Annotated in this window: 14 protein-coding genes; 9 read left to right on the forward strand and 5 right to left on the reverse strand. The window is 36.1% G+C overall.

The annotated features are described in order from the left end of the window. Positions 1-10: 10 nt before the first annotated feature. Entirely contained in the window at positions 11-217 is a 207-nt protein-coding gene (locus tag MHI34_RS18300) for a DUF3311 domain-containing protein (RefSeq protein ID WP_036126201.1), read from the forward strand. Between the two features lies 1 nt (position 218). Then, complete coding sequence (locus MHI34_RS18305) at positions 219-1706, forward strand: sodium:solute symporter (protein ID WP_036126203.1); 1488 nt, start codon at positions 219-221, stop codon at positions 1704-1706. Positions 1707-1863: 157 nt separating this feature from the next. Here the strand turns inward: MHI34_RS18305 and MHI34_RS18310 are convergent, their stop codons facing one another. After that, positions 1864-2775, reverse strand: coding sequence for a DNA-3-methyladenine glycosylase (locus MHI34_RS18310; RefSeq protein ID WP_342503744.1), 912 nt, complete (start codon positions 2773-2775; stop codon positions 1864-1866). 156 nt (positions 2776-2931) lie between these two features. Between MHI34_RS18310 and MHI34_RS18315 the strand changes: the two genes are divergently transcribed. The 4 genes from MHI34_RS18315 (at position 2932) to MHI34_RS18330 (ending at position 5737) form a co-directional block, all read left to right on the forward strand. Further along, the gene (locus tag MHI34_RS18315; RefSeq protein WP_036126214.1) at positions 2932-3645 is read left to right on the forward strand and encodes a 2OG-Fe(II) oxygenase; all 714 of its coding nucleotides are present in this window, start codon (positions 2932-2934) and stop codon (positions 3643-3645) included. Positions 3646-3733: 88 nt separating this feature from the next. Next, positions 3734-4372, forward strand: a complete 639-nt coding sequence (locus MHI34_RS18320) for a bifunctional transcriptional activator/DNA repair enzyme AdaA (RefSeq protein ID WP_342503745.1) — start codon at positions 3734-3736, stop codon at positions 4370-4372. Continuing rightward, positions 4356-4889, forward strand: coding sequence for a methylated-DNA--[protein]-cysteine S-methyltransferase (gene adaB, locus MHI34_RS18325; RefSeq protein ID WP_342503746.1), 534 nt, complete (start codon positions 4356-4358; stop codon positions 4887-4889). Before MHI34_RS18320 ends, adaB begins: the two co-directional genes overlap by 17 nt. 29 nt (positions 4890-4918) lie before the next feature. Further along, positions 4919-5737, forward strand: coding sequence for a radical SAM protein (locus MHI34_RS18330; RefSeq protein ID WP_342503747.1), 819 nt, complete (start codon positions 4919-4921; stop codon positions 5735-5737). A 261-nt stretch (positions 5738-5998) separates the two neighbouring features. Here MHI34_RS18330 and MHI34_RS18335 read toward each other — a convergent pair whose 3' ends face one another. Continuing rightward, a complete protein-coding gene (locus MHI34_RS18335; RefSeq protein ID WP_036126223.1) occupies positions 5999-6235 on the reverse strand; it encodes a ferredoxin family protein in 237 nt (78 codons plus the stop codon). Beyond that, a complete protein-coding gene (locus MHI34_RS18340; protein ID WP_342503748.1) occupies positions 6235-6756 on the reverse strand; it encodes a YwhD family protein in 522 nt (173 codons plus the stop codon). Before MHI34_RS18340 ends, MHI34_RS18335 begins: the two co-directional genes overlap by 1 nt. A 574-nt stretch (positions 6757-7330) precedes the next feature. Between MHI34_RS18340 and MHI34_RS18345 the strand changes: the two genes are divergently transcribed. From MHI34_RS18345 to MHI34_RS18355, 3 genes are all read left to right on the forward strand, one after another. Further along, positions 7331-9412 (forward strand): serine hydrolase domain-containing protein, encoded by a 2082-nt coding sequence (locus tag MHI34_RS18345; RefSeq protein WP_342503749.1) that lies wholly within the window; start codon positions 7331-7333, stop codon positions 9410-9412. 385 nt (positions 9413-9797) lie between these two features. Continuing rightward, a complete protein-coding gene (locus tag MHI34_RS18350; protein WP_036126229.1) occupies positions 9798-10148 on the forward strand; it encodes a PadR family transcriptional regulator in 351 nt (116 codons plus the stop codon). Further along, positions 10135-11133, forward strand: coding sequence for a hypothetical protein (locus tag MHI34_RS18355; RefSeq protein ID WP_342503750.1), 999 nt, complete (start codon positions 10135-10137; stop codon positions 11131-11133). Before MHI34_RS18350 ends, MHI34_RS18355 begins: the two co-directional genes overlap by 14 nt. Before the next feature lie 100 nt (positions 11134-11233). Here the strand turns inward: MHI34_RS18355 and MHI34_RS18360 are convergent, their stop codons facing one another. After that, positions 11234-12112 (reverse strand): epsilon-toxin family protein, encoded by an 879-nt coding sequence (locus MHI34_RS18360; RefSeq protein ID WP_036126233.1) that lies wholly within the window; start codon positions 12110-12112, stop codon positions 11234-11236. Between the two features lie 1222 nt (positions 12113-13334). Beyond that, the gene (locus MHI34_RS18365; protein WP_058843557.1) at positions 13335-13610 is read right to left on the reverse strand and encodes a YqhV family protein; all 276 of its coding nucleotides are present in this window, start codon (positions 13608-13610) and stop codon (positions 13335-13337) included. Between the last annotated feature and the right edge of the window lie 67 nt (positions 13611-13677).

A 13677-nucleotide genomic window follows, 5' to 3' on the forward strand; every position in this document is an offset into this window, starting at 1 on the left:
GATAGATAAAATGACTCGAAAAAGACTTTGTTATTTACTATCATTCATTGCATACTTTGGAATGCCTTTGGGAGTTCCCTTTATTAAAAGTACCGAACCTTATATCTTGGGACTTCCGCTTTTGTTATTTTGGATGGTTCTTTGGATTTTATTAGGGACAGGTATCATGCTTTTAGTACATCGCTTAAATCCAGACGTCAAAGCAGAGGTGGAGTAACATGACAATATCTATTGGTATTATTGCTGTGTTTTTAGGAATTGCATTAATTTTAGGCATTATGGCGAGTAGAGGGAAGGATATGAGCCTAGAGCAATGGAGTGTTGGCGGTCGGGGTTTTGGCTCTATTTTCATTTTCTTGCTAATGGCCGGAGAAATTTATACTACAAGTGCATTTTTAGGGATAAGTGGTTGGATGTATGGAAAAGGTGGAGCAGCATTCTACAACATCATGATGCTGAACTATGTCATTGCTTACTGGTTAACGCCAAAAATATGGAGCTATGGAAAGAAACATAATTTACTTTCTCAATCTGATTTTTTTGAGAAGGCATATAAAAGTAAAGCGCTTGGAATGGTTGTAGCAATAGTCGGTTTGGCGGCTTTAATTCCTTATTTAATCATTCAATTGAAAGGTCTTGGCATTATTGTTTCTGAAGCTTCTTATGGAGCCATTGACTCCAAAATCACGATTTGGATTGGAACCATTGCGATGATTGTCTATGTCATGGTTTCAGGTATTCATGGCTCAGCTTGGACAGCAGTCATTAAAGACTTCCTTATACTTGGTGTTGTTTTATTTCTAGGAATCTACTTACCATTTCATTATTATGGTGGTATTCAACCAATGTGGGAAGCTATTGAAGCCACAAATCCAGGGTTCTTAACACTTCCAGACTCAGGTTTAAGTGCGTCTTGGTATGTTTCAACAATGATGCTGACATCATTAGGATTTTACATGTGGCCCCACACCTTTGTTGCTACTTTTTCAGCTAAAAGTGGAAATGCCCTAAGAAGAAATGCGATTATTCTACCTATCTATGCATTATTTATATTATTTGTCCTATTTACCGGAGCAGCAGCTATTCTACAAGTCCCGAATTTATCGGGAGGCGATGTTGATTTAGCATTATTCAAAATTTCCACACAAACGTTTAGCCCAGTAATAGTAGGCTTTATTGGAGCAGCAGGGCTGTTAACGGCAATTGTTCCAGGCTCATTAATTTTGATGTCTGCAGCTACACTTTTTGCAAAAAATATAATAAAGCCGTTTCGTCCTCAAATTACGGATCGACAAATTGGTATTATTGCTCGTTATACGGTTCCATTGGTTGCCCTAATTGCCCTTTATTTTACTTTTAGTGGTGGTGGTGCTATAACTCTATTATTCTTAATGGGATATGGATTAGTTACACAATTTGCACCTGCTGTTGTTTGTAGTTTCATGAAAAAAAATCCACTGTCGTTACAAGGTGTGTTCGCTGGGATAATTGTTGGCGTTATGATTGTAGGTTGGCAAGCCGCTACAGGCGCAAATCTAAGTACCCTTTTCCCGAATTGGCCAACATTTATACAAGATATCAACATTGGGTTCCTTGCATTAGGCGTTAATATTGTAGTGAGTTTAGCAGTTAGTGCATTTACAAGAAAACTTTTCATAAAGCATGATGGGGCTTCCAACGAGGAAATCGTGGAGAGTTTACCATAGTAACACATTGATATTATTGATGAATTGTAGGATAGATTTACATTTATAATAGAGCCTGTGATTATATGAAAGCTCGCAAAGAATAGTTGAAAAGAGCATGTTTTGATTCATTTGTTTCAAAGCATGCTCTTTATAATTGTTCTCATCTTAAACTTATTCAGTAAAGGACACGCCATAAATAAAAGGTTGCGTAGGATTCCCAATTTTTCCATGGCATCGATAATTCCATGATTTCATCTTTTGTCGGCTTTCGATTCATATTTTGTAATAGTTTTATCGAATTAATAAGTCCTACATCATCGATTGGAAAGGCTGTTTGGAACCTAAGGCAGCGCATTAAAACATAATTGGCTGTCCAAGGGCCGATTCCTCGTATTTTCATTAAGTTTTTTTCAGCATCTTTAAAGTCCATTTCCATTAATTTTTCCCTCGATAATTCTCCACTTGCCATTAATTTCGCGATGCCAATGATATATTCACTTTTTTTCACCGTCATTTTAATATTTGCTAGGTCAGCAGGGGTTAATTGTGCAATTCGTTCGTATGAAGGGAACACCCAATATTTTTTACCATTCCATTCAATGAAATCGCCAAATTTTTCTACAAATTGCCTCTTTAAGGTGTACGCGAAGGCTAAGTTAATTTGTTGGCCTAAAACTCCCCAGCATAAAGCTTCAAATAAGTCGGGAATGCCGATTACTCGTAATCCATAAAATTTTTGGACAGGTATTTTAAGTAATGGGTCTGCTTTTGCCATTTCATAAAATGACGTTAAATCATTATCGAGATCAAACCATTCATGAATATATGTTACAATTTCTTGCCGCTTCCACTTTTCAATAGGTTTAGAATCATTTAGGAATTGAATCACCATTTGTTTATTATTGATTATGCTTATTTGTACTAAGGATTGAATTTTCCCAATTGTTATAACTTTTGTCATAATATTGTTCTCTATTTCGTACATGCATTCATTTTTTTCCCTTGTTAAATAACCTAGGTTAGCATTCATGTCGAAAATTGTAGGTAATGTAATAACAATATCATCATTGACTTCATACCATGTCACTTTTCATTCTCCTCGTCCTATTAAGAGTAATTTTACTTTATCACATCATAGCCCTTACTAATTTTGTTATCTTGCTCTTACATTCTCAACTCCTTATTTTTTTCTATTTATGAGGTTATAGTGTTAGTTATCAGGAATGTAAAGGAGGGTATAAAAATGGTCCAACATATAAAAACACGTGTTGAGAGCTTAGATTGGGAGACCATTCAACATGAATTAGATGAGCAAGGATTTGCAAAGCTTCCTGTGATTTTAACAAAGGAGGAGTGTGAATTCTTCATAGACATGTATGGTGTGGAAGAGTCATACAGAACGACAATCAATATGACGAGATATCGCTTTGGGAATGGGGAGTACAAATATTTTTCTTATCCATTACCTGACATCATCCAACATTTAAGAGAGGCTTTTTATTTGGCATTAGCAAAAACAGCTAATCGGTGGCTGAGCTATTTAAAGAAGACAGAACAGTATCCAGAACAACTTCAAGATTTTTTGAACACCTGTGAAGAGTATAATCAAACGAGACCAACACCTTTACTATTAAAGTATGAAACAGGCGGATTTAATTGTTTACATCAAGATTTATATGGTGATATATTTTTCCCGTTTCAAGTAGTATTTTTATTAAATCAACGAGATCAAGACTTTTGTGGTGGTGAATCTCTATTAGTGGAACAAATTCCGCGTGCTCAGAGTAGAGGGCATGTCATTACTTTAGAACAAGGCAGTGCGCTAATCTTTCCTACTCACCATCGACCTGTTTTAGGTAAAAAAGGATATTACAAAAATACGGTTCGTCACGGAGTAAGCACAGTTACTGCTGGAGAACGCTACGGACTTGGAATCATTTTTCACGATTCTAAGTAAAAATTAAACTTCAATATCTTGCTATTCTATTCCTAGAATTGTCCATTCTGAATTTATAGAGAGTATATTGTAAGGAGAGGTGAGATAAATGTCGGATAGTATCGATAACGGACATCGAGAGAGCCATCATCCTAGAATGATAAATGAAGTAGAAATGATAACAGAGGAAAAGTGGCAAGCCATTATAAATAATGATGCAGCGTACAATAACCAATTTTTCTACGCTGTAAGGTCGACAGGGATATTTTGTAAACCATCCTGTAAATCTCGCGTTCCGAAAAAAGAAAATGTATGCATTTTTTCAAACGCAGAACAAGCCCTCCAAGCAAATTTTCGCCCTTGTAAACGTTGCAAGCCCACTAATGAAAATCTGCCTGATAGCGAGTGGGTGGATGTAATTACGGAATACATTGATAAAAATTTCACAGAAAAATTAACGCTAGAATCGTTAGCAAATATTTGTCATGGAAGTCCGTATCATATGCATCGAACATTTAAAAAGATCAAAGGTATGACGCCAGTTGAATATATACAGGAAGTTAGAGTACACGTAGCTAAAAAGTATTTGATTCAGTCAAATAAAGCGATTGGAGATATTGCTTTATGTGTGGGGATGGCTAATACGCCTTATTTTATTACTTTATTTAAAAAGAAAACGGGACAGACGCCAGCACAATTTCGTCAAATGAGTAAAGTGGAGGAGAGGTACAATGGAAACAAAGAATAATTCAAGTCTATATTGGTCTTTACTAAAGTTTAAGGATTGGCAATTATATATTGCGTCAACTTCAAAGGGGCTTGTCTTTGTAGGTTCACAGAACAAACCATTCGAGGAATTAGTCGAATGGGCAAAAAAACGCTTTCCAGGAAGTACTCTTGTGGAAAATGATGAAATGCTTGCACCTTATGTTGTTGAAATTACTCAGTATCTAGAAGGAAAACGGAAAACCTTTACTGTTCCATTTGAGTACGTAGGTACGCCATTTCAGCAAGCCGTCTGGGATGCACTTTGTGAAATTCCTTATGGGCAGACGAAATCCTATTCCGATATTGCCAATGCTATAAATAAACCAGCTGCTGTTCGTGCTGTAGGAGCGGCTATTGGGGCTAATCCAGTATTACTTACGGTACCGTGCCATCGCGTAACAGGGAAGAATGGCTCTTTAACTGGCTATCGGGGTGGATTAGAAATGAAGACATTGCTCCTGGATCTTGAAAAGCGAGCTTCATCAAATAATGAATAATTATTGCCGTACAATGAATGGGGGCCATTATGAAACATGAAATATTCTATAAAAATCCGAAAACCATTCTAAATAAAGGAACTGGCTTTCTGTCTGGCTATACGCATTCACTAAATCCCTATACAGGCTGTTCATTTGGCTGTTCCTATTGTTATGTTCGCGAAATGCCTGTATCTCTTTTCAGGGAAGGTGAGTGGGGGCATTGGGTCGATGTTAAAAACGGAGCTGCGCATGTATTACAAAAGGAACTCCATCGGGCCAAAGCAAAAGGGAATGTAACCATTTTTATGTCATCAAGTACAGATCCGTATCAACCAATAGAACATAAGGAAAAAGTGACGCGATCTTTACTTGAAGTTATGGTAGAGAATCCTCCTGACTTCCTATTAGTACAGACTAGAAGCCCACTTGTAAGTCGAGATATCGATTTACTGCAACTTTTAAAAGATAAAGTGCGGGTAAGTATGACCATAGAGACGGATAGGGAAGATATTCGCAAGCATTTTACGCCCTCTGCTCCACCTATTTCAGCAAGGCTTAAAACACTCCAACAGCTTGCTGAATTTGGTATTCCTGCACAGGTTGCCATCGCCCCCTTACTACCAAGTACTGAGCGATTTGCAGAAATATTGCGTCCCTTGGTTAACCGAGTATGTATTGACGATTATTTTATGGGGGACGGACGCGGTGGTAAACGCACACACAAGATGGGCTTACAGGCGCTATATAGAAAACTGGAAATGGAAGAATGGTATCATCCATCCGTCTATCAAATGGTTTATAAACGAATGAGGCAGTATTTTTCGGAAGAAGAACTTTTCATTAGCCAAAAGGGTTTTGAACCCTAGCGTTAAGATGGGTAAAAGGAAACCAGCATTTTTTAATATTTTTCCTTATTGTTGTACCTAATAATTCATTCATGCGAACGACTATTAGTTTGCAGGTATTGTAAATAGCCATATAAAAAAGTCGATTTCTTATTGTCTAGGAATCCGACTTTTTTTAGATAGGAAATTGCTTAGCATAATATTGTAAAGGGGAAAAAAGTCTGGAGGGTTTTTTGGGCAAACGGCACTATTATGATATGAATTATAAAATCCTAATCCATTTTAGTTTCGAAAATGATTGAGAGCTAGCAGGGTTGCTGAATCATATTCAGCAGGCAATTCATCTTCAAAAAAAATAGCTTCTACTGGACAAACTAATTCACAAGCTCCACAATCAATACAAATATCAGGATTAATTACATATTGGGTATCTGTCATAACAATGCAATTTACTGGACAGACATCCAAACAGACAGCCGCTTTTTCATCCCTACATAATTCTGTAATTACAAATGCCATTATAAATCCTCCCATCCAGACAATTGTTGTTTTAATTCTTCAGGTGAGTATTTCCAATAGTCTTCATTAAATTCAGATAAAAACTGATAAAGTAGTTTTTTTGAATTACTATCTACATGTTTCAAGAGAACTTTCCCTTTAAGTGCCTTATCTAAATAATTTACTTGTTCTGGCAAAGATTTATAGCCAAGTTTAATACGTCGTACTTCTTTTGATACCCGTACTTCACTTGCAGTACATCCCGCATAATAAGGACCATTTTGAGAAATTTGAATAGCTACCCAAACTATCCAATAACGATAATAATCGTCACTAGCATGAGCTAAATCAGAGGAAAAACGAACTTTTTTCTCGATTATACTTCGTCCATGTAAGGCTTCTAAATCTATAAACACCTGTTCTTTTTCACAATCTATAATAATCGACGTTACATTATTTAAATCAAGGGTTCCTACTCCGTAACCGCCATCTCCGTCTGTTGAATTGTTACTTAAAATTGTAAAATGCATTTTCTTTTTCATAGAAATCACCTCTACACACTTTTATATCCCTTCATTAACAAATGTTTAATACAATGCCCCAATTTAGAAACATCAATGATTGACAGATAAATTTAGTCAACGGTCTGAATATTTGCATAAAGCTAAAACGACATGAGAAAATCATTGGACTTTAATTTATACAGATTGATAATTTTTCTGATGCCAATAGAACAAACGCATTACGTATAGTTTTGTACAAATAAATGTACTTGAACGTTTTAGTAGTATTTTTTATCTATACGTAATGGTTGTCTAGGATTTTTCCTAATACTTTTATAGTTAAAAAGTATAAATAAAATATACAATTTATCTCATTACTTGTCTTCAGACTAACGTCTGAAATGTTATGTACTGGTAAATTAACTATAATACAGTTATTCATCCTTTAATAAATGAAAGGCAGTTACTATAAATTTTACCTTTTGTTTACTTTATTTTTCCTAAATTTGGTTTTATTGAAGTATACTGCTAATAAGGACAACAAAGAGAACTCTTTGGTCCAAATAACCGTAAGCGATGAAATCAATTGCTTATCTAAGGAGGAAATTCTGTTATGAAAAGTAAACTATCTGGGGTATTAGCTGCTACATTAGCGCTAACGATGTTCCTGCCAACAGGGGCAATGGCGTTTTCTAACAATAAGACTACAGTTGTAGCTAATCAAGTTGTAGCTAATCAAAAACTGGAGAAGATTGCAGCAGAGAAGGCTGCGTTACTCACGGAATCCTATGGGACGGCTAGCGTGCAATATGCGTTAATTGATAATGGCAAGCTAATTTTGTCGGGACAGAAAGGCAAGGACAATTTAAAAGGGGAACAGTCTCTAACCAAAGATACCCAATATGGAATTGGATCGGTCAGTAAAGTGTATACAGCAGCGGCTATGATGAAATTGGTCGATGAAGGAAAAGTCGATTTAGATACTCCTGTTGTTAACTATCTTCCTGATTTTAAGATGAAGGATGAACGATACAAACGCATTACACCGCGTATGCTGTTGAACCATTCCTCCGGCTTACAAGGAACTGTGTATAGTAATGCAATTTTATTTAAAGATAATGATACCTATGTCCATGATACCTTGTTACAGCAGTTGTCAAACCAGAGCTTAAAGGCAGACCCTGGCGCGTTCTCAGTATACTGTAATGACGGCTATACGCTGGCCGAGATTTTGGTGGAAAGAGTTAGCGGTATGAGCTTCACCGAATTTCTACATCAACGTTTTACAGAGCCCCTAGAGCTCAATAATACGAAAACATCGCAGGATAAATGGGCAGACGATAAACGGGCTGAACTTTATTTTCCATCCTATCAAGGGCAACTTCCTATTGAATCAGTGAATTTGATTGGTTCGGGAGGGATTTCTTCGACAGCAGAAGATATGGTAAGGTTCTCACAATTGTTTATGGGACTGGGAAAAGAGATTCTCTCTGAGAAGGCAGTCAAGGCTATGGAGCAAGAGGAATATAAAAAAGGAATGTGGCCAGAGGATGGAGATAATATTTTCAACTATGGTCTTGGATGGGATAGTGTGAAACTATACCCATTTAGTGAATATGGGATAAAGGGTTTGGCTAAGGGCGGTGACACAATATTACAACATGCGACACTGGTCGTTCTACCAGAACAGAAGATGGCCGCTGCTGTGGTGTCATCCGGCGGTAGTAGTGTTACAAATCAACTGATGGCGACTGACTTACTGCTTGCTGCACTTAAAGAGAAGGGCACAATTAAGGATATTAAGCCAAACAAATCCTTTGGCAAGCCAGTAACGACTCAGATGCCTCAAGATCTAGTAGAGAAAGCAGGCTTTTACGGGAATAGTTTCAGTCATTTCAAACTTGAAATTATGAAGAACGGAAAACTGTTCTTATCCCTTAATCCCGAAGAAAAGTATGTATATACTGCGGACGGAAGCTTTATTAATGAGGAGGGTACATCCAAGCTCAACTTCGTCACTGAGAAGAACGGACGTACTTATTTAAAAGAGAGCGCCTATCAAACAGCACCAGGTTTTGGGCAAGTTGCGATGACTCAATATTTAGCTGAGAAGCTTGAAGACAATGTACTATCGAAGGAGACTGCTGCTGCATGGAAGAAACGGGAGGGCGTGAAGTTCTATCTTGTGAACGAAAAATATAGTTCTGCTCAATATCTCGTACCAATGCTGCTTACCAAACAAATTAATCGTCAGGAAGACCTAGCGGGCTATTGGGAGGGCAGAAAAATTATAGGTCCAAACATGTCGGCGCATCAGCTTCAAATCCCAGTGATGAATGGCCGTGATATGACAGAGACTCGTTTCTATACGGAAGGCGGGAATGAATATATGGAAATGTCCGGATTTTTATACGTAAGTGGAACTAACGTAAAACCGCTTTATACAGGGCAGTCATCCAAAGTAACGTTGCAAGCAAAAGGACATGCGAAATGGTTTACGATCCCACAAGCGATAGCTGGGAAAACAATGAACGTGGAGTTGCCATCGAACAGTTCGTTTGCGGTTTATGATGAGAAGGGCGTATGCGTGAATTTTACCGTTGTAAGCGGCAATAACAAAGTAAAGCTACCGAAGAATGGAACTGTTGTATTTGCTGGTGCGCCGAACTCGGAGTTTGCTATCACACTGAACTAACTATGGACTTCCACAAAAATGTTTAATATTGACTAGATGAAGCCAGGACGATCCGAATCACGTATGCTATTTATCTATCATTTCTATAATTTTATATAAAGACTGATCATTTTAAACTAAGCTCGACTATCTTATGCAACAGTTCGGCAAGTTTTGTGTAGCAGTCAAAGCCCAATTTCTCTCCTACAATTCAGAGAAATTGGGCTTTTTTAGTTTTCTTAACAAAGAATATAAACATTGTTTTTATGCACTCTTTTAAATCATTTTCATGTTATTTCTTACAAGGGTATTTGAATTTGCTTGTTGTTGTAACAATAATAGTGTACGATACATAGTATAAGTTATACAGTGTATGTCATATAGTAAGTGGAATTGAGGTGAGTAAATGAGTACGTTACTGAATTCATTAACGACAGAACTTAGGAGAGGAACGCTGACATTAGCCGTTTTAAGTCAATTACGAACACCCCAGTATGGGTATTCACTTGTTCAATTATTAGAGGAAGCGGGCATTAACATCGATCAAAGTACCTTATATCCATTGCTTCGCCGTTTAGAAAAACAAGAGTTAGTGACGAGCAGCTGGGATACATCAGAGAGTAGACCGCGTAAGTATTATGTATTAAGTGACTATGGATTAGAGGTATTTTTGCAATTAAAAAGAGAATGGATTAACAATTCAAAAGAACTTTATGAGTTATTACAAGGAGATGATGATCAAGATGAATCTGACTGAGATTTATATTCAAGAGGTCACTCGGAGGCTGCCTGAAAAAAATCGTGAGGATATCGCGCTTGAGTTACGATCAACCATTGAGGATATGCTACCTGACGATTACAGTGAGGATGATGTAAAGGATGTACTTGAAAAATTAGGGAACCCAGCAGCATTAGCGAGTGGCTATCGAGACCAACCAATGCATTTAATTGGCCCACGCTATTTTGATGTATATTTATCGTTATTAAAAATGATTGTCCCAATTGCCGCTGTCATTGCGTTAATTTCGATTATTGCCGAATACTTTATTGGTTTTGGTGGGGAAGAAGTGATTATTAATGCCGTCCTCACGATTATGGGTGAAGGAATATGGAGAATCATCGAAGTAGGAATACATGTCTTTTTCTGGCTAACACTCGTATTCGTCATTATTGAACGAACAGATAAAGGAAAAGATCAGCATCCGTTGTCAGAAAACCTAACAAAATGGACCCCTGAAGATTTGAAAAACATTATTTATATTCCAAAGAAAAAAGCGATTACGAAGCTTGAAGTATTTGGCTATTTAATGTGGACGGCGATTTGGGCAACTCTTTATTTTTATGCAAATCACCTTGTAGGTATATATGAAGGCGGTGGTGATGGCCTCAAATTCGTAATGCCAGCTTTCAATCAGGATGTTTTACTTCGTTATTGGCCAATTGTTATCGCTGTCATCGCTCTCGAAATTGGGCTAGCTCTCTACAAATTATTGAAAGGACAATGGACGAAAAAAATGGCAATCTTTAATACTATTGTTGAACTTTTCGCAACCGTTGTATTCATTGTTATCTTAAGCAATCCAAATTTTATGAACCAAGAATTTATAACGTACATGAGTAAATTATTTACCATAACAACTAAGCAATTGGAAATATGGATAGTCGGTGGCGTCATCATCGTATTCATTTTATCTGCAACACTCAGTATCTTCGATGGATTCCGTAAGGCTCGAATCCGTTAATTCATTTTTGTTTATAAAAGAGTAGTTAGTTATTCCAAAATAGAACTACTTAAAAAAGGTGGGATGCCATAGGAATCCCACCTTTAAGTAAAGTTTAATATTATTTTAAAGAAAATTCTCTGACGTCTATTATTCTTGCAGATGCTTCCCCATATGTTATGTCATATGTTATGGCAAAAAAATCTGCCCCATGAATTAAGTTAAATTTCCCACTCCCTATTGCCCGTACTCGATCTGGGTCTTTTGGAGATCTAATTAGCCCATAAGTGTTACTAGCTAAATCAAGACCAGCACCAATTGAAATTACTGTCCCAGAAGATTCAGCTTTTATACCTGTAATAGCATCTGCATAAATTTCAACATTTCCAGAGATAGATACCTGATTTAAGTATACATCTGTTCTAGTTTTTGTATATGGTGGTACTGGAATAGGTTGTGGAGTTGCTGTGTAAGTTGTAGTCACACTTTTTGTGGTAGAATCAGTATTAGAAAAATTATACTCAAGCGTCGTTTTAATTTGCCCTTCAGTTACTAAGGGAATTCCAACTTTACCTGATGCTTCAAAGGCTGTCTTAAAACCGTGTAGGGTTTGAGTAGTTGTTGAATCTGTAATTGATTTACTAAAAGAGCTAGTATTATAGGTTATTAGTCGATCAGTTCTATTTTCAAATGTATTTGAACCAATAAACAGCGGAACGACACTAGTAACATTAGTGTTCTCTATATTTATCCCCGAAACATCAACACTTTCTCCAAACATATAAGGAAAACGATTATATGGTAAAAAGCCAAAAAGTGGTGGGATACTAGCTATCATATTATCAATTTTTTTATCAATATCTTCGATTGATACACCTTGTTGTTTAATAATATTATGGGTATTTTCAGGAATTTCAGTAGCCTTTGCTGTATATATATTACCGGTTACAAACAAAAAGCTTGTCATCATAGCACACAAAATTATCTTGTTACTTTTCATTTTTCTTCACTCTCCAATATCTCATTTTTTAATTCTTGAAGCGTCCAATTTTATAATGATTAATTTGCCCTACTCTAGATGATGCTACAGTAAGTGCTGTTTTTTCCTTTCACGAAGATAATAATATCAATCACATAACTAAGCAAATATGCTGTTAATGTAGCTAAATACATCTAAATCAAGCATATTTACACTATATATTTATATTGAAATTATAAAAAAATATGTAAAACGGGAGTTTGGTACTATGTTTTATACTTTTAAGAAACCACGAGACTCATTTTTTGTCACAAAAAATGTATAAAACATATAAGAAATTACAAATGAAATAGTGGCATTATCAGGGGATGAACCTTTATAGGACATACTCATGGGTAATGACAAAATATGTTGAATTTTAATTGTCTGACACTCAAAATACTAGATGAGCATTGCTTATAAATTTGTCCGAAAGTTCTTGTCCATTTACAATATACAGATGTCATGTACATAAGAGAATTTGATTGTAAGCAAGACTCTTCTCACTGCAAAATAACTTTAGTTTACATAATAATTATCATTTAATCTAGATTCTCCTTAAGATGAATTAAATATTCAACGTAACAATTAATAGCACTTTCAATTGTCAGACAAAATCTAACCTAAGCTAAAACAAGAAAAGAAGTACTAGAAGAGTTTTGTGTATATAAGAGGTAGAGGTCAGGGATTGTATCGCAGAAGTTTAATTTACTGGAATCAATAATTTAAGGGGATTTTGGCACTAGGCAAGATGCAGAGTACACTGACAAAGACAAAGATAGAAGAACTTATTTATCTACATGGGTAGAGGTCAAGAAATATTGTTGATCGTTGTTAAGCCGAAAGAAATTGCTTTATAGATACATTCTTTATTCAAGTAGAAAACTGCCTGATGCAGTGTAATGTTACTAAACAATCTGACAATAGAAATTAGAAAAGGGTCACTGAGTTACGGTGACCCTGAATGAGGGAGGTTGTGGCGGTCAACCAACGCCACAACCGAATAAGTGCGTGCGATACACTTAATATAAATTTGTGCAGGTAGTGGTTACTTATACATAAAAAAAAAACGCAGCGTCGTCACACGCTACAGCAAACTAAATAAGCTAAAAGATATTGTTTAAAAAGGGCGAAAAGGTATGCCTCATAAATGTGATGTTTGTAAGAAAGAGTTTAATTAGCATTAGAACGCGGAATGTCTATATTACTTAATATGTGAGCTAATAATAATAAGTGTTATTCCCGTAAATAAGCAAATGATTCTCGTCACAGGAATTTTATCAGCTAGTCCAAATAGTGCAATTGCTGTCGTTACGATTAAAGCTGTTGGACCAACCAATGCAAGCATTGTATTAATATAGAATGCTTTTTCTAAATTATTCAACTTTAGCATCAATAAGCCAGCACTTACTTCAATACTTCCAGACAATACACGTAAAATAACCATAGCAAGAACCGATTTTTCAATAATTGTCATCATCCTATCTTTATAGATAATTCTCGCATATATTATAAATCCTTCTTAGGATCATAATAGACTTCTGTTT

The organism is Lysinibacillus sp. FSL L8-0126 (assembly GCF_038630385.1).
GTDB classification, from domain to species: domain Bacteria; phylum Bacillota; class Bacilli; order Bacillales_A; family Planococcaceae; genus Lysinibacillus; species Lysinibacillus fusiformis_D.